Origin of the sequence: Amycolatopsis sp. NPDC006125, assembly GCF_040614195.1 — a bacterium.
Classification (GTDB): Bacteria; Actinomycetota; Actinomycetes; order Mycobacteriales; family Pseudonocardiaceae; genus Amycolatopsis_E; species Amycolatopsis_E tucumanensis.
In genome coordinates this window covers 24,071-49,697 of record NZ_JBEXTZ010000020.1, presented here as the reverse complement: position 1 = coordinate 49,697, position 25,627 = coordinate 24,071, and the positions used below count along the sequence as shown (strand labels likewise).

The 25,627-nt window shown below is 67.4% G+C and carries 17 protein-coding genes; 16 read left to right on the top strand and 1 reads right to left on the bottom strand.

Annotated features, from left to right (window positions below; genetic code table 11):
- The first annotated feature begins 835 nt into the window (after window positions 1–835).
- The 6 genes from ABZ193_RS12985 to ABZ193_RS12960 all read left to right on the top strand — a co-directional run bounded on the left by ABZ193_RS12985 (window position 836) and on the right by ABZ193_RS12960 (window position 14,387).
- The gene (locus tag ABZ193_RS12985) at window positions 836–1,225 is read left to right on the top strand and encodes a hypothetical protein (protein ID WP_354709980.1); all 390 of its coding nucleotides are present in this window, start codon (window positions 836–838) and stop codon (window positions 1,223–1,225) included.
- Complete coding sequence (locus ABZ193_RS12980; protein WP_354709979.1) at window positions 1,206–2,276, top strand: DNRLRE domain-containing protein; 1,071 nt, start codon at window positions 1,206–1,208, stop codon at window positions 2,274–2,276. Before ABZ193_RS12985 ends, ABZ193_RS12980 begins: the two co-directional genes overlap by 20 nt.
- A gap of 2 nt (window positions 2,277–2,278) precedes the next feature.
- Window positions 2,279–5,095: a LamG domain-containing protein gene (locus tag ABZ193_RS12975; RefSeq protein WP_354709978.1), complete on the top strand. Its 2,817-nt coding sequence runs from the start codon at window positions 2,279–2,281 to the stop codon at window positions 5,093–5,095.
- A gap of 40 nt (window positions 5,096–5,135) precedes the next feature.
- Window positions 5,136–11,951: an RHS repeat-associated core domain-containing protein gene (locus ABZ193_RS12970; protein ID WP_354709977.1), complete on the top strand. Its 6,816-nt coding sequence runs from the start codon at window positions 5,136–5,138 to the stop codon at window positions 11,949–11,951.
- Between the two features lie 113 nt (window positions 11,952–12,064).
- Complete coding sequence (locus ABZ193_RS12965) at window positions 12,065–12,448, top strand: hypothetical protein (protein ID WP_354709975.1); 384 nt, start codon at window positions 12,065–12,067, stop codon at window positions 12,446–12,448.
- An 859-nt stretch (window positions 12,449–13,307) separates the two neighbouring features.
- On the top strand, window positions 13,308–14,387 hold the full coding sequence (locus tag ABZ193_RS12960; RefSeq protein WP_354709974.1) for a hypothetical protein: 1,080 nt from the start codon (window positions 13,308–13,310) through the stop codon (window positions 14,385–14,387).
- A gap of 736 nt (window positions 14,388–15,123) precedes the next feature.
- Here ABZ193_RS12960 and ABZ193_RS12955 read toward each other — a convergent pair.
- On the bottom strand, window positions 15,124–15,564 hold the full coding sequence (locus tag ABZ193_RS12955; RefSeq protein ID WP_354709972.1) for a hypothetical protein: 441 nt from the start codon (window positions 15,562–15,564) through the stop codon (window positions 15,124–15,126).
- A gap of 48 nt (window positions 15,565–15,612) precedes the next feature.
- Between ABZ193_RS12955 and ABZ193_RS12950 the strand changes: the two genes are divergently transcribed.
- The 10 genes from ABZ193_RS12950 to ABZ193_RS12905 all read left to right on the top strand — a co-directional run bounded on the left by ABZ193_RS12950 (window position 15,613) and on the right by ABZ193_RS12905 (window position 25,625).
- Window positions 15,613–16,023 carry a hypothetical protein gene (locus ABZ193_RS12950; RefSeq protein WP_237336905.1) on the top strand — a complete coding sequence of 137 codons (411 nt, stop codon included), beginning with the start codon at window positions 15,613–15,615 and terminating at the stop codon, window positions 16,021–16,023.
- Window positions 16,024–16,050: 27 nt separating this feature from the next.
- The gene (locus ABZ193_RS12945; RefSeq protein ID WP_272882755.1) at window positions 16,051–16,185 is read left to right on the top strand and encodes a hypothetical protein; all 135 of its coding nucleotides are present in this window, start codon (window positions 16,051–16,053) and stop codon (window positions 16,183–16,185) included.
- Window positions 16,186–16,361: 176 nt separating this feature from the next.
- Window positions 16,362–17,474 (top strand): CaiB/BaiF CoA-transferase family protein, encoded by a 1,113-nt coding sequence (locus ABZ193_RS12940; protein ID WP_237336906.1) that lies wholly within the window; start codon window positions 16,362–16,364, stop codon window positions 17,472–17,474.
- A gap of 246 nt (window positions 17,475–17,720) precedes the next feature.
- Window positions 17,721–19,271, top strand: coding sequence for a serine hydrolase (locus tag ABZ193_RS12935; protein ID WP_354709969.1), 1,551 nt, complete (start codon window positions 17,721–17,723; stop codon window positions 19,269–19,271).
- Between the two features lie 43 nt (window positions 19,272–19,314).
- A complete protein-coding gene (locus ABZ193_RS12930; RefSeq protein ID WP_354709968.1) occupies window positions 19,315–20,532 on the top strand; it encodes a serine hydrolase domain-containing protein in 1,218 nt (405 codons plus the stop codon).
- Window positions 20,533–20,687: 155 nt separating this feature from the next.
- Window positions 20,688–21,305, top strand: coding sequence for a TetR/AcrR family transcriptional regulator (locus ABZ193_RS12925; RefSeq protein ID WP_167499114.1), 618 nt, complete (start codon window positions 20,688–20,690; stop codon window positions 21,303–21,305).
- A 39-nt stretch (window positions 21,306–21,344) separates the two neighbouring features.
- The gene (locus ABZ193_RS12920) at window positions 21,345–22,310 is read left to right on the top strand and encodes an amidohydrolase family protein (RefSeq protein ID WP_354709967.1); all 966 of its coding nucleotides are present in this window, start codon (window positions 21,345–21,347) and stop codon (window positions 22,308–22,310) included.
- Between the two features lie 81 nt (window positions 22,311–22,391).
- Window positions 22,392–23,135 (top strand): 3-oxoacyl-ACP reductase family protein, encoded by a 744-nt coding sequence (locus ABZ193_RS12915; protein WP_237336910.1) that lies wholly within the window; start codon window positions 22,392–22,394, stop codon window positions 23,133–23,135.
- A gap of 29 nt (window positions 23,136–23,164) precedes the next feature.
- A complete protein-coding gene (locus tag ABZ193_RS12910) occupies window positions 23,165–24,025 on the top strand; it encodes an SDR family NAD(P)-dependent oxidoreductase (RefSeq protein ID WP_237336911.1) in 861 nt (286 codons plus the stop codon).
- Between the two features lie 112 nt (window positions 24,026–24,137).
- Window positions 24,138–25,625 carry an SDR family oxidoreductase gene (locus ABZ193_RS12905; RefSeq protein ID WP_354709965.1) on the top strand — a complete coding sequence of 496 codons (1,488 nt, stop codon included), beginning with the start codon at window positions 24,138–24,140 and terminating at the stop codon, window positions 25,623–25,625.
- Window positions 25,626–25,627: the final 2 nt, after the last annotated feature.

The window sequence follows — 25,627 nt, the reverse complement described above, 5'->3', positions numbered from 1 at the left end:
TCGCATTGTTCGCTGAACCTTCCCGAGCGTGTCGCAACTGTCCCGCCTTACGCAGGGTATTCTCTGTTTTCGCAGGTCAGCGCTCTGTGCCGACCACGCTGGGGGAGAAGTTTGACCTGTAGTAAAGGGGTCGGCCCTTCGATTTCCGGCGGTTGTCTGATCGAAGAACCTTGATAGTAGCTCTCGTCCGCTACCATGCCGCGGCCGGAACCTCGATCAGGGGCCGGGCGCGGTGAGGTGCTGAGTATTCCCGGCGTTCCTCGTTTGCCTCGGCTCGTTGAGGCGTAGGGCGGTGTGGCTGTTGGTCTGCTCGACAAGGCTGGACCCAACCCTTCTTTTGGAGCTTTCGGGTGGCACTCAGCGGTGCGTCGCAGGGCCACGAGGGGCGTGGCCGGCAACCGCCCGGTGAACTGAGTCAAGAAAGCGGCTCGTCGCCTCAGCGTTGTTGTTCATGTTTCGCCGTGCGCTGCCGCGCAGCTCGTCGCTGTTCTCTTCGCGATGGTGCAACTCGACCCCGCCTTGACGTCGCGACATCTGGGAGGAATCCGACACTCCACTTGTTCTGCCATCTTTCGGGCTTTGTGATCCGGGGTTGCAGAGATGTGCTTGAGAGTCGGCAGTTGATGGCTTGTTGTCCGTTTTCTCGGCTGTTGGAAAATAGCGACCGGTTCAACGAGTGGCAATTGGCGACCGTCTTGATCACGCTGTGCTGATTAGCCTTTTCGGACTATTTTACTTACGTCAACTATCTGTGAGTCTGATCTTCGCTCTGGGTGGGTTGGGACCACCCGCTTGGGGATGAGGGGACCTCTTCGTGAAGTCACGTCGTGGGTGGTTGCTGCTCGGAATCGCGGTGGTGACGGCCGTCGCGTCCGCGGTTGCGGTCCCGCCGGCTTCGGCTGTGAGCGCGGGCCTGGTGCCGGATTCGGCTCCGGATGAGGCGACCGCGGCGCTCTGGGCGCAGCAGGGTGATAAGCCCGTGGTGGTGTCGTCGGCGACCACCGAGACCTCGGAAACGGTCGCCAACCCCGATGGGTCCTGGACGCTGACTGAATACACCCATCCGGTACGGGTGAAACAGGGCGCTACCTGGGCTCCGATCGACACGACACTGGTCAAGCGGGCGGACGGAAGCGTCGGGCCGAAGGCGACGACCGTCGATCTGGCGCTGAACCCGGGTGGGGCCGGGTCGTCTGGTGCCGATCGTGACCGCTGGAGATGGTGACGGCCACTCTGTCGGCCTGGTCTGGACCTCCGATCTGCCGGTGCCGACGCTGGCTGGGGACACGGCCACCTACGCGGAGGTGCTGCCCGGCGTGGACTTGCAGGTGGAGGCGGTGCCGGAAGGCTACATGCAGAAGGTGGTGGTGAAGACCCGCGAGGCCGCGGACAATCCCGCTCTGGCCACCATCCCCTTCGGGCTCTACACCAAGAACACCACGGTCGACCTCGCGGAAGGCGAAGGACACGGCACGCCGACGGACTCCACAGAGGCGACCGACGGCTTCGTGGTCAAGGATCCGGAAGGCAAAGTGCTCTTCGACGGGGACGCGTCGCGCATGTGGGACTCCGCCGGTGAGGGATCGGAAGCGGAAGCCCAGCTGGGGGAAGGCGGTGGCCGGCACGAATCCGTGATGGAGGTCGAGCTGACCGATGACCAGGTGAAGGTCTCGCCGAACCAGGAGTTCCTGGATGATCCGGAGACGCAGTACCCGGTCACCCTGGACCCGGACAACTGGTGCACTTCGTGCGGGATTCAGGCGCACGTCGTCGTGCAGTCCGGTTACCCGGCCGCGCACAACTACAACGCCACCGCCGGTGATCTCTCCGATCTCAAGGCCGGGTACGAGAACTACGACGCCGCGGGTGTGTCGCGCTCCTACATCCAGATGAACGCCGCCCAGTTCGCCGGCACCGTCGTGAAGTCCGCATCGTTGAACGCGACGGTCTTGCATTCCTACAACTGCTCGGGAACCAGCCCGACCGACCTGTGGCTGGCCGGCGCGATCGACGGGAACACGACGTGGAACGCCCAGCCGATCTGGGGCTCGAAGCTCGGTTCGAGCAACGTTGCGAACTGCAACGACGCGCCGAACGTGATCGCCCAATTCGACGCGACCGCGGGGGCACAGACGTCGGCGAACCAGCGCTGGCCCAACGCCACGTTCATGCTCATCGGCAGCACCGAGAACTCGGTGTCGGCGTGGCGGCGATTCGCGCTCAACCCTTACCTGCAGGTCAACTACAACTCCTACCGAACACGCCCTGGAACCTGACGATGCAGCACGGCGCGCTGAAGTGCGTCCAGGGTGCCAATCGGCCGTGGATCCAGACCAAGACCCCGCAACTGGCCGGCCTGGTGTCCGACCCCGATGGCGGAACATTGTTCGCGGGTTTCGCGCTGGGGGCCGGCACTGCAGGGCACAGCACCAACGTGCACGACAACGCGGGAAGCCTGGTCACTGTGGGCACCCCGGGCCCGAACCAGGCGGCGACCGCGCAGTTCGCCGCCGTGCCCGCGGGATGGATCACCGGCGACGGTATCTACAACTGGTCGATGCAGGTCAACGACGGCCAGCTGTGGTCACCCTGGGTGGGCAGCTGCGAGTTCTACGTCGACTCGACCGTGCCGCTGGCGCCGACAGTCAGCATGACCGGCACCTCACCCGCCTACCAGGGCGACACCGCGCACTTCAGTGTCTCCGTCGGGATGGCCACAGCCAACTTCTACGACATCGACCACTTCATCTACACCACCGACGGTTCCGAACCACAACCGCAAGGGTCGCCGAGTATCACGGCGACGAAGGCCACCGACGCGAGCGGAAAGATGATCGCGACTGCGAACCTGTCCGCAATCGCCGTCAACGGGAACCAGAACTACATCAAGGTCAAAGCCGTCAACAAAGCCGGCACCCCCGGCCCTGACGCCACCTGCGTCGCCAGCGGGAACCTCGATGCTCCGTCCTGCACCTTCCACGTCCTCCCGTTCACCCCGGCCGTGGGACTGGTCGGCGCGTGGCCGCTCGACGAAATGGGCGGCCGGGTGCTGGCCGACACCGCCAACACCACGCCCGACAACGCCGGGCTGACCGTGCACGGCGCGGAGCTCCTCGGCGGCGGTGACTGGATCGCCGGCTACGACCACGGCAACTCCTGGACCCATCCGGACACCGGGGGCTACAGCGAGGGAACCAAGGGCGCGCTGACCCTGGACGGTTCGAGTGGCTACGTCGACACCACAACCGGTCCCGTGGCGGACACGACGAAATCCTTCAGTGTCGGCGCCTGGGCGAAGCTCAACAACACCAACGGTTACCAGACCGTGGTCTCGCAGGACGGCAACCAGGCCAGCGGCTTTTACCTGCAGTACTCAAAAGCCGACAACGCCTGGGCGTTCAGCATGACCACCGCCGACCAGGCCAACGCCACCACGGTCCGGGCCAAGTCCACGAGCCCGCCCACGGTCGGCGTCTGGACCCACCTCGTGGGCACCTACGACGCATCCACCGGCACCACCACCCTCTACGTCGACGGAGTCAAGCAGTCCACCTCGGTCGGAGCCGGATGGGCCTCGACGGGCAGGCTCGTGATCGGCGCCGCGAAGTTCAACGGCGTCCGCACCGACTACCTCGCAGGCCAGGTCGACGACGTCCAGGTGTGGCAGCGAGTCCTGTCCGCGCAGGAGGCACACGACTTCGCCAACGCTCCCGCGCCCGTGTCGAAGTTCGGCCTCGCAGAGGGCTGCGTCACCGCCCTCGGCACCACGGCACCGTCCCTGCAGAGCAGCTGGGCTCTCGATGAAGGCAGCGGCGCCACCGCGAACGACACCAGCCCGTTCGGCAACGCGATGACGCTCAACAACGGCTACACCTGGACCACCGGCCAGCAGGGGAGCGCCGTCCATTTCGACGGCACCGGCGCCTACGCCAACGCCGCTCCGCCAGTCGACACCACCCAGTCGTTCACGGTGTCGGCCTGGGCGAAACTCGACGACCTCAACGGCTACTACACACTCCTTTCCCAGGGCGGAACCAATGAGGCCGCTTTCCAGTTGCGGTACTCGCCCGACGTCAAGCGCTGGGTCTTCGGGATGACCTCCGCCGACGACAACAGCACCGACCTCTACCACTGGGCGATCGGCTCGCAGGCCCCGCAGGCGGGTGTGTGGCCCCTGCTGACGGGCGTCTTCGACCAATCGACCATGCGGGTGCGGTTGTATGTCAACGGCAAGCTCGAAGGGCAGAACGTCGTCCCGACGGCCTGGAGCGCGGTCGACACCTTCACCGTCGGGGCCTACCTCGGTGTCAACAACTTCTTCAAGGGATCTGTGGACCGGGTCCAGGTGTGGGGCCAGGCGCTGACCGACGACCAAATCGCATCGCTCGCCGGGTTCAGCTACTTCGACTCGATCCGCAAGACCACCGGAACCGGATCCGGCCCCGTCAGCCTCACCGAAGCGCCTGACGCCTGCTCGGCCCAGTTCCCGAGACCATGGACCGGGCAGGTCGACGCCGGGCGCCCGGCAGGCTTCCGCACCGACCGCTCCTACACCGTCGAAGCCTGGGTCTACCACCGGTGGACTTCCGACGACGTCGCCGTCGGCGGCGCGGTCGACCCGAACGGGCGAGCCGTGGTCGGCGTGGACGATTCCCAGTACTCGCCGATCCTGCTCGGGTACCACAGCTGGAACGACGCCAACGGCACCCCGCACCCGAAGTGGACGCTGCTCGTCAGCAACTCCACCACGGGCCCCGGCGCGTGGTACGCGATCAGCGACGCCGACGCCGCGAACAACACCTGGGTCCACCTCGCCGCGACCTACGACGCCTCCACCCACACCATCGCGCTCTACGTCAACGGCGTGAAGCAGCACACCTACGCCAACACCCCAGACGGAGGCGGAGTCACCAGCCGCGCGAGCACCGGAACCCTGTTCCTCGGCCGCGGCGTGTGGAGCGGCCAGAGCTCCGATGGATGGTACGGCGGCCTGGCCGGTGTGCGGATCTACCAGGGTGTGCGCGGTGGTGGCGACATCGCGTACGACGCCAAGACCGATGACCCGGGCAGCCTTTCCGGTGTCAGGCACCTCTGATCCACGTCCCGCTTCCCGAGAGACAAGGGCGATCATCATCATGACCGTGGCAAGGCGCCGGTTGAAGATCAAGCGGTGGGCGCGGACGACGGCCGTTGCGACAGCGGCGATCCTCCTGGCATCGGCACACCAGGCGATAGCCCAGCCCGTGGGCTGGCACGGTCTCGGCTGGGACCTGCCACCCCTGCAAGCGGCGCAGTCGGTGACCGGACGGGTCGTGACGGCTCTCGCCGGTGACGCTCCCGCTTCGACGCCCTCGGCACCGACACCCGCGGTGAACTGGCCCGCACCGGACCGGGCGCAGATGGACCTACCCGCCACGGCCAAGGGCAGCAAGGCCCCGGCCCTGTTGGTCGCGGGCAAGCTTCCAGTGTCGGTCACGCGGGGCCACGGCCGCGACACGCGCACCGGCCGCTACACCGCCGACGCCTCCACGGTTCCGGACGGGCACGGCGCGGGCCGGGTCGAAGTGGCCACTGTGGACCGCCAGGTCACCGAGAGGGCCGGTATCCCCGGAACCCTGCTCGAACTCAAGGCGATCTCCGGCGACACGTCCGGGCCGGTCGAAGTCGCGCTCGACTACCGCGGTTTCGCCGCCGCGTACGGAGCGGACTTCGGCGAACGCCTGCACTTCGAACAGCTCCCCGCCTGCGTGCTCACGACACCGGACAAACCGGAATGCCGCGCCGGGCAGCCGGTCGACTCCGAGAACGACGCGGGTGCCCACCGCTTGACCGGTGAAGCGACCTTTGCCGCCGAGAGCGTGACAGTGCTGGCAGCGACCGCGGACACCGCGAGCGGCGGAGGCGACTTCAAGGCCACGAAACTCTCGCCGGCGGGCTCGTGGGCGTCCGGTACGTCGTCCGGTGACTTCTCCTACACCTACCCGATCTCAGCCCCGAAGGCACCGAACGGGAAGTCGCCGTCGTTCGAGTTGAAGTACTCGTCGGGAACCGTCGACGGGCTGACCTCGGCGACCAACAACCAGGCCTCCGAGATCGGCGACGGCTGGAACTCGACTGCGGGTGGGTACATCGAGCGGTCCTACAAGGCCTGCGCCGGAGACCTGGGCGGCAACAACGGTCAGACCAAGACCGGCGATCTGTGCTGGGGCAGTGACAACGCGACGCTGTCGCTGGGCGGCTCGACCACCGAGCTGATCAAGGACACCGCGACCGGAACCTGGCATCCCCGCGGCGACAACGGCGCGCGCGTGGAGAAGCTGACCGGTGCGGCCAACGGCGCCAAGGACGGCGAGCACTGGAAGGTCACCACGCTCGACGGCACCCAGTACTTCTTCGGGCTCAACCACCTGCCCGGATGGCAGACGGGGAACCCCGAAACCCAGTCGACCTGGACCGTGCCGGTCTTCGGCAACAACGCAGGCGAACCGTGCAACGGCGCCACGTTCGCCTCGTCCTGGTGCCAGCAGGCCTGGCGCTGGAACCTCGACTACGTGGTGGACCCGCACGGCAATGCGACCACCTACTACTACCAGCCCGAGACCAACCGCTACGGTCTGAACCTGAACCTGACCAGCGCCGGAACGCCCTACATCCGCGAGGGCCAGCTGCTGCGCATCGAGTACGGGTTCAACACCCACGTCGTCGGCCTCTACACCCACGCACCCGCGCAGATCGTGTTCGACACGGCCGAACGGTGCCTTCCGAACGGCGCGGTCACCTGTGACCCCGGCCAGCTGGCAGGGAACGCGGCAGCCTGGCCCGACGTTCCCGCCGATCAGATGTGCGCGGAGGGAGCGACCTGCCGGAACGTGGCCCCGGTGTTCTTCACCCAACGTCGGGTGATCGGCATCAGCACCCAGGTCACCGACGGCGGGACCGGCTGGAAAACCGCCACCCAGTGGTCACTGGTTCAATCCTTTCCGGCGAGCGGCGACGGTTCCAGCCCCGCGATGTGGCTGGACTCCATCACCCAGACGGGCAAGGCCGGCGGTTCGGCGAGCATGCCGCCGACGGTGTTCCACCCCAAGGCGCTGGCCAACAGGGTGGATGCCAACAGCAAGTACACGGCGCTGACCCGTAACCGCATCGACGCCGTCACCACCGACCAGGGTGGCGTGATCGCCGTCAAGTACGCCGACCCGCAGTGCGTACCCGGCGTCACCATGCCGGCCAACCCGGAGAGCAACACCCTCGCCTGCTACCCCGTCTACTGGACACCAGGCGGAGCTACCGACCCGGTGCTGGACTGGTTCAACAAGTACGTCGTCACCGACGTGACCGAGGACGGCCGCACGACCTTCTCCCAGCAGGCGCTCACCCATTACGACTACCTCGGTGGCGCGGCGTGGCACTACGACGAGAACCACCTGGGCGATCCGAAGTACCGGACGTGGTCCCAGTGGCGTGGCTACGCCACAGTCAAGACCACCAAGGGGCAGGCCACCAGCGACCCGGCCGGTCCACCGACCGTCAGCCAAGCGCTCTACCTGCGGGGGATGGACGGCGACACCCTGCCCGGCGGCGGCAAACGCTCGGTCTCGGTCACCGACAGTCTCGGCGGGACGATCCCGGACAGCACGGCGCTCGGCGGCTTCCAGCGCGAATCGCTGACCTACCTCGACGGCAACGTCATCGCGAACACCGTCAACGATCCCTGGATCTCGCCCGCGACCGCGACCAACGCCGACGGCACCCAGGCCTTCCGCACCGGCACCGGCACGAGCCGCACGCGGACCTGGATCGCCTCGGCGAACAAGTGGCGAACCACGCGCATGATCACGTCCTTCGATGCGTACGGTCTGCCGACGCAGGTCGAGAACGACGGCGACATCAGTGATCCCGCTCAGGCCACCTGCACGCGGAACACCTACGCCCAGAACACGGCGGCGTGGTTGATGAGCTACACGAGCCAGGTGCAGAAGACCGCAGGGCCGTGCAGTACGCCGGCGAGCAGCGGGACGATCGTGAGCGACAGCCGGTCCTACTTCGACCACCAGGCGTTCGGCGTGGCGCCGGGTACCGGTGACATCACCCGCACCGACACGCTCGACTCCTGGCCCGCCGGCGGCAGCGAGAAGTTCGTCGCGCCCGCGACCACCGCCGAGTTCGACGTCTACGGCCGGCCGACGGCCTCCACCGACCCACTTGGGCTGACCACCAACATCGCCTACACGCCGGCTACCGGAGGCCCGCTGACCCAGGTCGTCACCACCGCGCCGCCCGTCAGCGGCACCAATTCGACCAGGTTCACGACGGTCCAGTACCTCGACCCGATCACCGGCGCCATGACGGCGCAAGTCGACCAGAGCGGGCTGCGCACCGACGCCACGTACGACGCTCTGGGCCGTCTCACGGCGTTGTGGCCACCGGGGCACGACAAATCCACCAATGCGCCCGCTGCCACGACGTACTCCTACACGGTCAGTACCACCGGTCCGAGCGTGGTGACCGCGAACCGCCTCCTGTCCAGTGGCAAGTACGCGTCGACGTACGAACTGGTCGACGGACTCGGCCGCACGGTGCAGACCCAGGCGCCAACGTCCTACGCCGAGGGCGGGCGTGTTGTCACCGATTCGTTCTACGACTCCCAGGGGCGCACGTGGAAGACGCACGACGCCTACTGGAACAAGGACGCCGCCCCGGGCACCAGCCTCCTCGTGGTGCAGGACAACGCCGTACCCAGCACCACAGTCTCCCGGTTCGACAGCGCGGGCCGGGCGGTCGCCTCGATCTACGAGCTTTACGGCACGGAACAGTGGCGCACGACCACTACCTACGACGGGGATCGCACCACCACCGTTCCGCCGGCTGGCGGCATTGCGAGCAGCGTGGTCACCGACGGGCTCGGTCAGAAGACACAGCTCGTGCAGTACAAGGACCGGGCGCACACGAACCCCGGCGACCCCGCCGACGTGACGACCTACGGCTACAACCACACCGGCATGCTCACGTCGACCACCGACAGCACGGGGCGGAACACGTGGACCACCACGTACGACCTCCGCGGGCGCAAGTTCGCCACGACCGACCCCGACACCGGCATCACGACCTACACCTACGACGCCGACAACCGGATGCTCACCAGCACCGACGCCAGCGGCAGGACGCTGGCCTACACCTACGACAACCTCGGCCGCAAGACCGCCGAGTACCAGGGCTCGGTGACCGGGACCAAGCTCGTCTCCTGGACCTACGACACCGTCCTGAAGGGCAAACTCGCCAGCTCGAGCAGGTACGCCGACGGCAGGACCTACACCAACACGGTCGTCACCTACGACTCGGCGGGCCGGGTCACCAGCTCCCGGTTCACCATTCCGCTGACCGAAACCGGGCTGGGCGGAACCTACTCGTTCTCCTGGCGCTACGACCCGCTGAGCGACGTCCTGCGTTCCTACGGCAGCCCGGCCAAGGGAGGACTGTCCGACGAGTCGATGCTCACGGGCTACGACGCGCTGGACAAACCCGCGACCCTGCTGGCCGCCGGAACGAGCGCCGGCACCGAACTCGTGAGCGAGACGGACTACAACCCGTTCGGACAGATCCTCCGGAACAACTACCAGGACCCCGACGACCCCCACCAGATCTCGATCACGCACACCTACGAGGACGGCACGAACCGGCTGGCGAGCACCCTCGCCGAGCGGGCCACGGCGTCGGACTACATGATCGGGAACCGGGCCTACACCTACGACGCGGCACGCGACATCACCAAGATCGCCGACACCCCGCTCGGTGCGCCGTCGGACAACCAGTGCTTCGGTTACGACTACCTGCAGCGGCTCACTGAAGCCTGGACACCGGCATCCGGCGACTGTGCCGCCGCTGCCAGCGCCGCCACTCTCGGCGGAGCGGCACCGTACTGGAAGTCGTGGAGCTTCGACCAGACCGGCAACCGTCTCACCGAAACGCAGCACGCCACGTCCGGTGACACCGCGGCGGTTTCGACCTACCCGCAGCCGGGGCAGCCGCAGCCCCACGCCGTCCAGTCGGTCGACACGACCGGGCCTTCCGGCAGTGCCCGCACCAGTTACACCTACGACGCTGCCGGGCGGACAGCGACCCAAAGCGGTCCGGCTGCACAACTGACCTACACCTACGACGCGGAAGGACGGGTAGCCACCGCGAAGGACGCCGCGGGCAAGGTCACCAGCTACGTCTACGACGCCGACGGCAACCGGTTGCTGACCAAGGACGCCACCGGCACCACCCTCGTCCTCAACGACCTCGAAATCTTCGTCGCGGCCGGCACGTCCACGGCTGTTGGCACCCGCTTCTACACCTTCGGCAGCCTGCCCGTCGCCGAGCGGAAGTCCGGCCAGCTGAAGTGGTTGCTGACGGACAACGTCAACACCACCTACGCGAGCGTGGACGCGGCCGACCTGTCGGTCACCAAGCGCTGGCAGGACCCCTACGGTGTCCTCCGCGGCGCGGCACCCACCTCCTGGCCGGACAAACACGGCTATCTGGGCGGCTACCAGGACACGACCGGCATGGTCCACCTCGGAGCACGCGACTACGACCCTGCCACCGGGCGGTTCACCACCGTCGACCCGGTGCTCGACACGGCAGTTCCGCAACAGCTCAACGGCTACGCCTACGGTCTCGGGAACCCGCTGACCCGACCCGATCCCAGCGGGCTGGAACCGTTGGCCGACCCCTCCTGCATGAACGTCGAATGCCGGAACACTGGCTACGGCGCAACGGCCAACTGGCCCAAGAACGGCTACCCGGTCCCGAACAAGTGGCCGGCGCCGGGTCTGTCCCCGACAGAACTGATGGACACCAGCGTGCCGAAGATGAGCATCCCCACGCCGCTGTCGATCCTGTCCGCGATGCCGCCCAACTACCTGACGTCTTCCGACCCGGCGCCGAAGGAAAAGGGTTTCCTCGCCAGGCTGGTCGACGAGGTCTGGGAGGTCTCCGGTCTCGCCGACGTCGAGCGGTGCATCGACAACCCGAGTGTGGTGGGTTGCCTGAAGGGCGCCATCAACGTCGGGATCTGGTTCATCCCCGGCGGTGGTGTGGTCAAGGGCGCTGAAGCGGCCTATGCCGGAGGACGTGCTGTCGAGTCCTACATCGCCGGCGAGCGTGCGGAGTCCACCCTCGCGCAGGACCTCGCGCGATCCTGCAACAGCTTCGCCGGCGACACGCCGGTTCTCATGGCGGACGGCAGCACGAAACCCATCGCTGCGCTCAAACTCGGCGACGAGATCACGAACGCCGAACCGGACGATTCGAACACCCAGAAACATGTGGTCACAGCGATCCACATCACCGACGACGACCGCGACTTCGCCACCCTCACCATCGCCGCCCCGGACGGGCCGAAGGACATCGTCACGACGGCCCACCACCTGTTCTGGGACACCACGACGCACGCTTGGACCGAAGCGGCTGCCCTCAAGCCTGCCGAACAACTCGACACCCCCGGCGACGGCCACGCGGCAGTGCTGGCGGTCCGGGTGTACACGGGTACGCTGCGGACCTACAACCTGACCATCGACACCGTCCACACGTACTATGTCGTGGCGGGCAGTGCGCCGGTACTCGTACATAATTCCGGAGGGCCCTGCAAGGAAGTTGTCATGGGCGGCTTCGTCAGCTTCGAGCAAGCCCGAAACAAGGCGCTCGATTTGCTCGGCGAGATCGATCCTGCGACTCGACAGCCGTACATTGGTCGTCTAGAGTCTGCGCCGTCGACGTATGGCAAAGTTGTAGGGTTCACTACCCGGGTGAATGGTGAATTCAAGAGGCTGAGGTTGGACTACGACCCGGTGAAGGGGCCCCATATCAACGTGGAAATCGGCAAGGGTGATTCTGCAAGTAAATATGCCGTCGCCTGGAATGGAACCGAAGAAGATTTCGCGAGAGTATTGGACGGTAACTGGTGACGTTCGAGGACGTATACGGAACCAGGCCGGACCTCCTTCCGCGGTCTATGGTTCGACTGGTTCGCTCCGATTTGCCGGGGCATCCCGGGTCGGAGTGGGTTGGGCGGCCAGGGGTGAAGCTGTTGGACCCGGCAGAACATCTTCGCAACGAACGGGAAAGCCTCGGTCGCTACCCGCGCAACTCCGACGGTGCGATCGATTGGACGGCGGTACCCGAAGAGTTGGTGATCAGTTCGACGAATCGAGATTCACCTGGGCTGGACGCAATTATTCAACAATTCGTCTCCGGTGTCGGCAATATTGTAGTGTTCTGGGGCAGCTTGGCGATTCCAAGCTTGGAGTTATCATGTGAAGACTTCCTTGCGCACCTTTCGGACGTGCTGGATAGTAATATTGCAGACTTCTGGATATATTCACCGAGTGATGACGTCGTATTGGAGTTCTGCTTCTTTGGTGTGGTGACCGTCGCTCATCTTCCGATGCTTGCGGATGGGTGAACGTGGACGAGTCTGCGTAATCTATGCCAGATCTGTGTGCGTGTTCACGGGATAAGGTGGCGACGTAAAGATGATGGTGGAAGGGGGTGCCGCCTCCGGCTCGCCGGAGTCTGTTGTCGATCCCGTCGGCCAAGCCGTCTAACTACCTGAAGCGCTCTGATGTCGAGTCTAAGGAAACGGTTTCCTCGAGTCGGTGGAAGAACGACTATGTACTCTCCGGAGTTGCGCCAAGAAGTGGTCCAACTGGTTTCGAAGTCCGAGAAACCGTGGGTGTTAGGGTTCTGCAAATAAGCATTTCCACAATCTTCGAACCCAGGTTCGGCTGGACAAATGCAAACATGGGAGAGACGGCGGCCGAGGGGTTGCCGATAGATGATCGCGCTCGGCGGTCGGTAAGTATGGTTTCAATGACGAAGCGATGGGAGTGCGAAGTAAGTCTATTCCGTCGAGTGTATGTGCGAACTGTACCGGGACAGGCAACGACTACATGTGGGCGGAGTTCGCGGCCATCGGGAAGATTTGTGGGTGTGGCAATCCTTTGGCTCCTGTGGAACGGTGGCCGGCGAAGTGCTGGCGCGCACCAAACGGTCGATTCTGGGCGTGCCTGGCTGGTATGTCCTTTATCGACCCGATCGTCCTACTCGTCCTGGTGGGTCCTGGGCTGGCAGCTCATCAGCGATCTCTGTCGAGCTGCGCGTCGGCGGTCGCCTAAGCTCTGCTCGTTCAGCCTTCGTCAGGAGTCAACTGCATGGTGAGTGCGCTCCCTGCACAAGCAATGCCACGGCGAACGTCGCCGTCAGGGCGCTGCTCGTCGCGTCGAACCTCAGGCGTTGTTGCGCTGCTCGCGATCGTGTCGGCCGTGGTGTTCTGGCTCGTCCACGCGAGCATCATCGATGACTCCTACATCACGCTCACCTATGCGCGGAATCTCGGGCTGCACGGGCACTGGGGTCTCATCGCGGAGCAGACGTCGAACACGGCGACATCGCCGTTGAATGTGCTGCTTCTGGGTGCTCTCACCGCCTTGCTCAGGCACCCGGTGTGGGCCCTCGGGGTCCTGTTCGTGGTCGCCAACATGGCACTTGCGGCCGCGCTGCTACGGGTCATGCGGGCACTCTCCCTGCCGGCCTGGGGTGCGGTTGCCGCGTGGCTGGCCGTGTTGCTCAATCCGCTGCTGTTGTCGGCGGTGGGGCTCGAGGTCGCCCTCGGTGCCGCGGTGCTGGCGCTGATGCTGATGGCAGCGGTGGAGTCGCGGCCGTGGGTCTTCGGCGTGTGTGCGGGGCTGGCGGTGTTGACCCGGTTCGACCTGGCGATCGTTGTTGTGGTGTTGTTCGCGGCGAGCCGTTCGCTGTGGCGCGGGTGGTGGAAGGCCGTCGTCGCCGCTGGGATGGTTGCCGGGCCGTGGTTCGTGTTCAGCTGGGTGGTCCTGGGGTCGTTCGTTCCGGACACGTTGCTCATCAAGACGCAGCAGCGATCGTGGGGTGGTCACCAGTTCGGCGAGGGACCGCTTCTCCTGCTGCGGTTCTATCCTGCGGCGATCGTGCTGGCCTTCCTGCCTGCGGTGCTCGGCGTGCTGGCTTTCGCTGCTTGGACGAGACGGCGGGCGCAGTTGTCCCTGCCGGCCGCGTTCGGGCTGGGGGGGAATCCTGCACTACCTCGCCTACACGATCCTCGGCGTGCCGCCCTACCACTGGTACTACGGACCGTCGCTGATCTGCCTCTCCCTTTTTGCTGCGCTTGCCGCCAGTGCGGTTGCCCGCGGGTTCGCTCTCGCCGCCGTTTTCCTGGTCGTGTGCTAGCTGGGATTCGCCGTGCAGCACGGTCTGCCCTGGCGAATGGCGGCGGTGACGACGAACTGGGCCAGTCCCGCGCAGTACGCGACGGTCGGCCGGGACCTGAAGGCGCTCGTAGGCGATCAACCGGTTCGCCTCGAGGGTGAGATCGGTGCGATCGCCTACTTCTGTGACTGCACGGTCCTCGACCAGTTCTCGGACCGCACTCAACTGGTCTCCGCGATCGATACCGTCACTGCGCAGGCGGGGCCGGTCAAGCAGTGGCTGCTCCGTCTGAACTACCACTTCCTCGACCGCGGCACCCCGCAGGTCACGCCCCGATACGTGCTCCGCGACGTGGCGACGCCGCCCAGCGGGGTCCCGGCTTGGCCCGCCACTTCGCCATGGCACGGCCCCGGCGCTCCGCCCGACGGCTACTACGCGCTGTTCCCCGCATAGGTGGCCCTGGGCATCAGCGTTTTGGGGCGCGAGCGCGTGCGGCGCGGCACGAGTGGTGCGCCGCCTGCCGAGCGGGAGTCAGATATCACCTCCGCAGGGCGACGCAACAGCCTGCAGGAGCGGGAGCAAATGTGGAGCGACGGATAAGCACGTGTTGCGTTGAATCGTCCTCGGCCGGCCACAACTGCCCCGCTCTGTGCAGGCGAATCTCTGTTTGTGCAGGTCAGCGGATTGGATCGGCCACACTGGGGGTCAAGGGGTCGCGGGTTCAAATCCTGTCAGCCCGACGGTCTGTTTGGGCCCGCTGCTTTGGGTAAACGTCCAGGTCAGCGGGCTTTTTCATGTTTTCTTCACGTTCACCCTGCCTTGTCGATTTCAAGATCAACAGGGGTGTGCAGGAGCGATTCTGGAGTGGATCATGCTTCTCGCGGCAAATGGGGTCGCCTAACGGCTCCTCCTCGGCCGCTCTTTGGCCAACTGACCCGAACCTGCTCGAAGCGCCCGAGACCCGGTCCGGGGTCGTGCCGGTTGCGGCGAGATGGGCGCGGTTGCGTACGGCTGACGGCCGCGCTGGACGGCTGGGACAGGTTCCAGCTGCCCCGTTAACCTCGTGCAGCACACCGATCTGCGGGTTGATGACGATCTCACCGTCGTCGAGGTGGGCGTTCGGCGGCGTTGCAGGCCGGTCAGCTCATCCCAGCGAGCACCGGTCCAAGCGGCGGTGATGATGAGCAACCCGGCCCACAGCCCGACCAGCGCGCTGGCCTGCGCCGCGATCGCGACGACCTGCTCGCCGAGGCTGGATGGGTTGACCGGGACGAGGCGCTCGTCGGCGGCGTCGGCCAGCATCATGGTCATCACCTTGATAATCGTGGACACAGTCATGTGCGCGGCAGCAGGGTGGAATGGTGGGGCAGCTAAGGAGAGAAAACTATGACTACAACTGAAGAAGGTCTTATTGGATCGTTAACTGCGTACTTTGACCATGGCCTCCTGTTAATCGAAGACTCTGAAAGTTCGGCAGATCACAGGGGATGGGACGCGTCGATCGATTACGTCCATTTCGATACGGATTCGCTCTACGTCGCGGTGCAGAGTGTCGTGGACGGCCCTGTTGAGGTCGAGGTTTATCGAAGCCCTCCGCTCGCCCCTGTGGCTGTCGGCTTGACCGAGGTGTTTGTCAGACAGTTCGAATCGGAGTTCGGAATGGTCAAGATCCATGATCCGGAGAATAGGGGGGTGCTAGTTGCGAAAGGAAATCGTGGGGTTGTCGGTCTACGGGTACTGGTAGACGAGGTCAATTGGGCTGCTCGCGTAGTTGTGATCATCCAATTTCCATCGTAATGCAGTGGGGTGGCGTGCCCAGGTGACGTGCGGGACCTGGATTCGGTGCAGTCCGCGGTCGCCGAGGTGGAGCAGCGGTACGGGCCGATCACCTTCGCGGTCAACGCGGCGGGCACCGGGGTGGGCACCGGGGTGGGGTCGCCCCCACCGCGAACCTGGTGAACCCCTATCCCCGCTTGCCCGCGCGCGCTCTGGCTGGTAGTTCCGAGCGGATTGCCGACAGTGGCCGGCGGACGGCGATGACGGTGGGCCTTTCCGGTGGTGGCGACACGACGTCGCTGCTGCTCCGGCTCGCCTGAGGTGCACTCCCGCCGGCCGGACCGAGGAGGAGGACAGCCGTGGCGGGACCGTTGTGCGGGTTGCGCGTTCTGGAGCTGGGAGGGATCGGCCCGGGGCCCCACGCGGCCATGCTCCTGGCCGATCTGGGGGCGGAGGTGGTCCGCGTCGAGCGGCCCAGGGGTGGTCTGCGTGTGGTGCCAGAAGGCGCCGATGACTGGCTGCTACGCGGTCGGCGCTCGATCTCGGCCGACCTGAAGCAACCGGAGGGACGCGACCTCGTGCTCGCGCTCGCCGAGAAGGCCGATGTGCTGATCGAAGGCTTCCGGCCGGGGGTCGCCGAGCGGCTGGGCGTCGGCCCGAAGGAGTGCCTGGACCGCAATCCGGGCCTGGTCTACGGCCGCATGACCGGCTGGGGTCAGGACGGGCCCCGGGCCGACCAGGCCGGGCACGACATCAACTACCTCGCCGTGACGGGTGTGTTGAACGCCATCGGCACGGCCGGCGCGCGTCCTACGCCGCCCCTTAACCTGGTCGGGGACTTCGGTGGTGGATCGCTGTACCTCGTCCTGGGCGTCCTGTCGGCGTTGTGGGAGCGCGGGCGCTCGGGCCACGGGCAGGTGGTCGACGCGGCGATCGTCGACGGCGTGACGTCGCTGGCGCAGGGCGTGTGGGCACTGCGTGGCGTCGGCCAGTGGCGGGACGAGGCGGCGTCGAACCTCGTCGACAGCGGGGCGCCTTTCTACGACACCTACCGGTGCCGCGACGGCCGCTACGTCGCGGTGGGCGCGATCGAGCCGCAGTTCTACGCCCAGCTCGTCGACGGGCTCGGACTGGGCGACGCCGACTTGCCGGAGCAGCTCGACCGCTCCGGGTGGCCGCGTCTGCGACAAGCCTTCCAGCAGGCCTTCGAGACGCGGAGCCGTGACGAGTGGGCCGAGCGGTTCGCCGGCGTCGACGCGTGTGTCACACCGGTGCTCGACTTCGCGGAGGCGGTCGAAGAACCGCAGCTCGCAGGGCGCGACACGATCGTCGAGCTGGGCGGCGTCCGCCAGGCCGCGCCGGCGCCGAGGTTCTCCCGCAGCGCACCCGACCTCCCAGAGGCACCGCGAAAGCCTGGGGCGGACACCGAGGCCGTGTTGCGCGCTTGGGGCGTGCGTCACCCGGCTGGGTGAATCCGATCTGAGGCGGACGACTCCCGTCACCTGTTCGAGCGGGCGGCATTGCCCCTGTCCGCCGGTTCCATTATGAACGTTCATACAGCTGAGGCCAGCTACGCCACGTCGGCGTACTTTGCGCGCCCCACTTCGTGCGCAGGCCCTCACCTGAACAGCCGTATATGAACGATCGTTGACAACGGCCGGTCTGGTCGGGTTGAGTACCCGGCCAGACCGACCCTGTCAGGAACCGGAGAGGCATCGATGAAGCTGTCACTCTCGCGCCGGTGGGCCGTGCTCGCCGGTGTGCTGACCGCGGCCCTGGTCGCGACCGCCTTCGCGGCGGTCGCTCCGGAGCGCGCCACGGCCGCGAGCGGAACCAGGTGCGCGGACGCCGGCGACCGGTACGAGACCGCCCGCCCCGAGCAGGTCGGTCTCGATCCCGTCACCCTTGGCCACGCGCTGAACCTCCTCTCGGTCAACGGGTCCGAGACGGTGCAGGTCTACCGGCACAACTGCCTTGTCGGGACGGGGATCTTCGACCCGCTGCTCGGTCATGTCCCGGGCAACAACTGGAGCCAGACCAAGACGATCACCGCCCTGCTCGCCGGCCGGGCCGCTACTCTCGGCCTCCTCTCCGTCGACGATCCGATCGGGAAGTACCTGCCGCCGGACCTCGGGGACGAAGCCCACCGCGCCGTCACCATCCGCCAGTTGCTGACCCAGACCAGCGGCATCAGGGCGAACTGGACACGCGAGCTGAACCTCGCGATGCCCGACCGCGTCCGCGAGTTCCTGTCCCTGCCGTTCGACCACCAGCCCGGAACCTTCTACCGGTACTCGCAGACCGGGCCGTCCGTGGTGGCCTTCGTGGTGCAGCGCGCGGTCGGTGAGGACCTCCAGGACTTCGCGCAGCGCGAGCTCTTCGGCCCGGTCGGCATCCCCCGCGCCCACTGGTTCTGGCTGCGGGACCGCGCAGGCAACACCGACGGCTGGTCCAACCTGTTCCTGCCCGGACACGACTTCGGGCGAATCGGTCAGCTGCTGGCCAACAACGGCACCTTCGACGGAAAGCGGCTGATCTCCGAGAGCTACCTCCGCGAACTGCGCACGCCGAGCCCGACCAACCCCGGCTACGGCTACCTCACCTGGCTCAACGCCGGCCCGTACTGGATCACCCCGTCCGCGTTCGCGTCCACACGCAACCCTGCGCCGATGATCGCCAGTGCTCCCGCCGACATGTACTTCTCCTACGGGTTCTTCGGCCAGCACGTCTTCGTGATCCCCGGGCTGGACATGGTGGTGACCCGCTCGAGCGGGACGCTCAACTGGCCACCGAGCCGGCTCGACGCGGGCGATCCGCTCACCGCCGTCGCGCCGGGCCAGACCACCCGCGTCGAGTACGAGTTCTTCCGCCTTCTGACGCAGTCCGTCGTCACTCCCCGGCAGCCGGCCCCGCCGCCCTACGTCGCGCCGAAGCCGGGTGCGGTCGACCCGAGCCTGTTCGTCAGCGTTCCCGACAACCTCGCGGTGGCGCAGCTGGGCCCGAACGCGCCGAAGGACTGCACGATCTTCGGGTGCGGTGGAAAGCTGGCCGCGGCCGGCACCATCCGGTCCCTGATGGACGTTCCGCGCACCGGTTTCGCGGCGCTGACCGCTCTTCCGGCCGGCACCGCGCAACTGGCACAGCAGGTGCCCGATCTGTTGCCGCGCCTGCTGGACGGCTGGCAACAGACGGCACGCATCGCGGGTGAGCAGCTTCCGGCGGCGCTTCCGGCGCTGCTGGCGTCCCTCCAGCAGTCGGTTGGGGGATGAACACGGGGCGCACGACGGAGTGCGTCCGAGGAAAGGAAGTCCGATGATCGGTGGTAGCTGTGCGGAAGAGTTCTCGCGCGTTCGCGAGGAGTTCGAGCGGAACTTCGCCGACCGCGGGGAGGTGGGCGCCTCGGTCTGCGTGATGATCGACGGCGAACCGGTGGTGGACCTGTGGGGTGGCGTCGCCGATCGGGAGACCGGCCGCCCGTGGGAGCGGGACACCGCGAGCGTGATCTTCTCCTGCACCAAGGGGGCGACCGCGCTGTGCGCCCACGTGCTCGTGTCCCGCGGGCAGCTGGACCTGGCCGCGCCGGTCGCCCGCTACTGGCCCGAATTCGGCCAGTCGGGCAAGGAGGACATCACGGTGGGAATGCTCTTGACCCACCAAAGTGGACTTCCGGTGATCAGCACGCCGTTGCCTGACTGTGCCTTCTTCGACTGGGACCGGATGGTCGCCGCTCTCGAGGTGGAGAAGCCCGCGTGGGAGCCCGGAAGCAGGCACGGTTACCACGCCCTGACCTTCGGCTGGCTGGTCGGAGAACTGGTCCGGCGAGTGTCCGGCAGGTCGCTCGGCGAGTTCTTCCAGCAGGAGGTCGCCGGGCCGCTGCGCCTGGACTTCTGGATCGGGTGTCCGGAGGAGGTCGAACCGCGGGTCGCGCCGATGATCTTCCCCGAGCCGCGCGAGGGCGACGAGCCATCGCTCTTCATGACCATGGCGGCCACCAAGCCGGAGTCCATCCCCGGCCAGATCTTCGCCAACTCCGGCGGGTACATGCTGCCCGGGCCGACCGGGTTCGACTCCCGCGAGGCGCACGCCGCCGAGATCGGGGCCGCGGGCGGGATCAGCAACGCCCGTGGCCTCGCCGGCATGTACGCGCCGCTGGCGTGCGGCGGCGGCCTCGGCGGGGTGCAGCTGGTGGACCGGCGCGCGCTGACGCGGATGTCGACGACCATGTCGGCGGGGCACGACGAGACGTTGCTGATCGGCAGCCGGTTCTCGGCAGGCTTCTTCCGGTCGATCGACAACCGGCACCGCCCCTACGGCTTGCGCGACAGCGTCATCCTGTCCCAGGACGCTTTCGGCCACCCCGGTTTCGGCGGCAGCATCGGCTTCGCCTCGCCTGCCGACCGCATGTCCTTCGGCTACACCATGAACAACATGGGGCCCGGCACCCTGCTCAACGAGAGGGGGCAGAGCCTGGTCGACGCCGTGTACCGCTCGCTCGGCTACACCGACGACAGCGCGGAGGTGTGGTGCTGATCCGCGTGTGCCAGGTCACAGATCGTCGTGTCCGCGGGTTCCGGTAGGGTTGACGGCACGGTCGATGTATGAACGATCATACATCCCGGTGGCCGGGCTCAACGCGCCCGGCCACCGGGCGCACGGCCCAGGTGCACGGAAGTCGGTGGGAAGCGATGGGGACGCCGGTCAGGTCGCGGAGCAGGAACGGGCAGCACCCGCGGGTCCGGTTGCAGGAGGCGGGCACGCGCCTGTTCTACAACAAGGGTTTTCACGCGACGTCCGTGCGGGACATCACGGAGGCCTGCGGACTCACCCCCGGTGCGCTCTACAACCACTTCGGTTCCAAGGAAGAGCTGCTGTACTCGATCATCATGGACGGGCACGCCGCGCTCGACCGCATGCTCGACGCGGTCCGCGCGGACGCGCCCGCGCCGGAGCGCCTGCACGGCTTGATCGAGGCCTTCGTGCTGCACCACACGCGTTACCGCAAGGAAGCCGTGGTGGGCGACGAGTGGCGCGCGCTCGACGAGGAGCACCGTGACGAAGTACGCCGGCTCCGGCTCGGTATCCGGGCCAGGGTCTCCGATGTCATCCGCGAAGGTGCCGCGGCAGGCGCCTTCGAACTGCCCAAGGTGCCCAATGGAGACCCGGTGCGGATGGCCGCCACTGCCGCGCTCGACATGTCCTTCCGGGTGGCCGGCTGGTTCAGTCCGGACGGCCCGGTGTCGGACACCGCGTTCGCGGCCTTCTACGCCGATCTCGTCCTCCGTTCGATCAGCAAGGTTCGCTGAGACCGGTCCCGGCCTCTTCGCGAACCGGAGAGGTGATGCATGACCGTCCACCCGCACCCGATCGTCGACATGTCGGGCATGGTGCTCGACCGCGACTGCTGGCGCGCCTACCTCGGGGGGTTCGCCGAGTACGCGCCGGACTACTTCCGCCTGTTCGGCCAGCGGCTCGCGGTCACCGCGGGGCTGGACCCGCGGGACTTCGCGGCGGCGAGCAAGGATCCCGACGCCGCGCTCGACCTGCTCCTGGCGAGCCCGGTGTTCGATCTCGACCTGGACGCCTACGTCGCCCGCCTGGCGCGGGAAGGGGTGCGGCACCAGGTCATCCACTCGAGCATGCGGCCGCTGCCGGGCGTCGGGATGGTGAGCGACCGGATCGCGGAGTTCGCCGCGCGTCATCCCGAACGCCTGCAGGCGTGGGCGAGCGTGAACCTCGCCGATCCCGCCGCGGCGATCGCGGAGGTGCGGCGCTGCGTGCTCGAACTCGGCATGCGCGGGGTGTCGGTTACCCACTTCCTGGACGTCGCCGAGCCGTTGTCGGAGGGCGCGCACGAGTTCTACCGGACGGTGAGTGAGCTGGGTGTGCCGCTGTGGGTGCACACCGGGCACAACCTGTCGACCCGGGTGCCGATGAACTGGTGTACGTGGCGGGAGGTGGACGAGATCGCGCGGCGGCACCCCGACCTGGTGGTGATCGCCGGGCACGGCGGCTGGCCCTGGGTCCTGGAGATGATGACGCTGTGCCAGCGGCACCGCAACGTCTACCTGGAGTTCTCCACGCACCGGCCGCGGCACATGACCCGGCCAGGATCCGGGTGGGAGCCGTTGCTCCTGCACGGTGCTTCCACGGTCCGGAGCAAGATCCTCTTCGGGGGGATCGAATGGGTGCACGGCATGACCACCGGTGCATTGGCCGCTGAAGTGGCCGCGCTCGCGCTCGACGAGCGCACCAAGTGCGCGTGGCTGCACGACAACGGCGCGCGCCTGCTCGACCTCGATCCGAGCTAGACCGGCCGGATGCCGCGTCTTGACCGGACGGGCCCGCAGTCATAAAAATGAACGTTCATACACAAGGAAGTGGAGGGGTTCATGAACCTCGCAGGACGTGCCGCGCTCGTCACCGGGGCAGGACGTGGCATCGGCGCGGCGATCGCCGAACGCCTCGCAGCGGGCGGCGCCCGGGTCGCGGTGAACGATCTGGACGCCGAGGCCGCGAAGGCGACGGTCGAGCGCATTGAGGCCGCGGGTGGTGACGGGGTGGCGCTGGCCGGCGACATCGCCGACACCTCCTTCGCCCGCGAGCTGGTCGCCACGGCCGCGGACCAGCTGGGCGGCCTGGCGATCCTGGTCAACAACGCGGGCACCATCCACCGCCTGCCGCTGCGGGAGCAGACCGAACAGCACTGGGACCGGGTGATGGACGTCAACCTCAAGGCGCCGTTCGTGCTCAGCCAGGCCGCGGTCGATCACCTCGCCGCGGCCGGGCACGGCGCGATCGTCAACATCTGCTCGGTCGCGGTGATCGGGTTCTTCCGCCAGATCGCCTACGACGCATCCAAGGGCGGCCTGCTCACGATGACCCGGTCGCTGGCCGTCGAACTGGGCCGGGAAGGGATCCGGGCCAACGCGATCGCGCCTGGGTTCATCGACACCGACACCGGCCACGCGGCCGATCTCGGCCGGATCGGGGAGAAGACCGTGGCGACCCTGCCGTTGAGCCGGACCGGGCAGCCGGACGAGGTAGCGGGCGCCGCGGTCTGGCTGGCGTCGGACGAGGCGCGGTACGTCACGGGCCAGGTGCTGTTCGTCGACGGCGGCTGGGTGCGGAACTAGTCATGGCAACGGGAAGGGAACCAACGAGCATGGGAAACACTGACGCCGCGCGGCTGGATGGGCGGGTCGCGCTGGTGACCGGTGGCGCCTCCGGCATCGGGCAGGCGACGGCGCGGCGTCTGAGCCGGGACGGCGCGACTGTCGTCATCGCCGACATCGACGGCGAGGGAGCCGAAGCGGTCGCCAAGGACATCCAGAACGCCGGCGGTCTGGCCGAGGCGGTGCCCTGCGACCAAACCGACCCCGACCAGGTAGCGGTGTTGTTCGAGCGGCTGCAGCGGCATGACCGGCTCGACATCTGCGTGGCCAACGCCGGCTGGGGACGGTTCGGCGCGTTCCTGGAGATCCCGGAGAAGACCTGGCGCCGCACGTTCGACATCAACGTGACCGGCACGTTCCTCATCTGCCAGGCCGCGGCGCGCCGGATGGCCGAGCTGGGCAATGGGGGAGCGATCGTGGTGACCTCGTCGTCCGGGGCCGTCGAACCGGTAGCCCTGTTCACCGCCTACTGCTCGGCCAAAGCCGCGCTGAACATGATGGTGAAGATCATGGCCTACGAACTGGGGCAGTTCGACATCCGCGTCAACGCGGTGATGCCGGGCGTGACGGAGACGGCGATGACCGGTGGTCTGCTGGCGACCGGGGCGCGCAGCTACAACGAGGCCGAATCGCCCCTGGGCAGGCTCGGCAAGCCCGAGGACATCGCCGGTGCGGTCGCCTACCTCGTGTCCGACGACAGTGGTTACGTCAACGGCGCCGCCTTGCTCGTCGACGGCGGTGGCAGCGCGTACAACCCGGGCTGGTTCGGCACCGACTTCCGGCGGCGAGGAGAGGCGTCCTGGATCCTCCGGCACGAGCAGGTGCCGGTTCAGGAAGCCGGAAAAGCCTGACACGGCGGTACTTCCCGTCACGGCCCGCGGTTCTCAAGGGGTACTCGCGGGGCGATGACCGCGGGCCGGGACGGCCGTAGTTTCGCGATGTGCGCTACTGCGGAGGTGTCCCATGACGAGTACCAGCACGGCACCGTCCCGGACGGTGTCGCTGCGGCCATGTTCGGCGACGATCGAAATCGATGCGCCGCGCAAGACCGCTGCGCTCGGCGCGGTCAACGCGGTCCTGAAGCGAGCCGGGTTCCGGACCGTCACCGCCGGCACGGGCGCGGCGGCGTTCTGTGCGGTCCAGGTGGAGAACGCGGCGTTCGGCGTGCACGGCAGCGGTGGTTGCCTGCGTCGTTCGGTCGTCCTGGAAGCTGCGACCCGGATGGCCCGATCCGGTGGTGGCCGGATGGTGCTCGTCACCGACGCCCTGCCGTGGCCGGCTGGTTCGGCCCACGTCGAGCGCTCGGCGCGGCAGAGCGCGGATCTGCATTGGTGGCAGCAGCTCGCCTCCCGGGTGGCGCCGCACGGCGTGCGGATGAACGCCATCCGCATCGGCTACGCGCCCTTTCTCGGCCACTCGTTGCCCCAGCCGGCCGAGGCGGTGCTCCACGCGCACCAGGTGGTCCGCCGCCCGGTGACCGAGGCTGACCTGCAGGCGGCCCTGACACTGCTGCTCAGCCGCGGCCTGAACGCGATGGTCGGCGAGGTGCTGCCGCTCGACGGCGGACTCGAGACCGGGATCGTGCCAGTCAGTGCCACCGGAACAGCCAAAGTGGACGGCAGCACGGTACCGCCGGCGCGACCGTGGTCCCTGGACGGGCGGACGGTGCTGGTGACCGGAGGCAGCAGCGGGATCGGCGCGGAAGCCGCTCTCGAGCTGGCCAGGCGGGGCGCCGATGTCGTGCTCGCGGCACGGCGGCTCCCCGAGCTGGACGAGGTGGCGGCGGCGATCCGGGAGCACCTGGGGCGGCGGGCCTGGACGGTCCGCGCCGACCTGTCCCGCGCCGGCGCCGCCGACGACCTGGTCGACGAAGCCCTGCGCCAGGCCGGCGCGGTGCACGACTTCGTGCACGCGGCCGGCGTCCTGCCGAGGGACGACCAGCCCGAGGCGCGGCGGCACCGCGAAGAGGCCTACCGGATCAACGTCCTGTCCTTCGCCGACGCCGTGGAAAGGCTCGCGCAGCGGTGGGTTTCCTCCGGGCACCGCGGCAACATCGTCGCGGTCTCGTCCACGAGCGCGCAGACCGCGCCGGTGCCGGGGTTGTACAGCTACGGCTCGGGCAAGGCAGCGGTCGCGCAGCTGAGCACACACCTGGCGGTGACGCTGGCGCGCCACCGGATCCGGGTCAATTCGGTGCTGCCGGGCATTGTCCGCACCCCGATGACCGACACCGCCGATCCAGCGTTCGTGACCGCGTCACTGCGGCGGATCCCGTCCGGCCGGCTGTGCGATCCGGAAGACATCGCCGCGGCGGTGGCGTACCTGATCAGCCCGGCATCCGCGATGGTGGACGGAGCCCAGTTGCGCGTGTGCGGCGGCTGGGCGACCTTGCGATCACTGCCCGCGTTCACCCCCGGAGGCGAGCAGCCCGTCCCCGCGGTGTTCGCGTGATG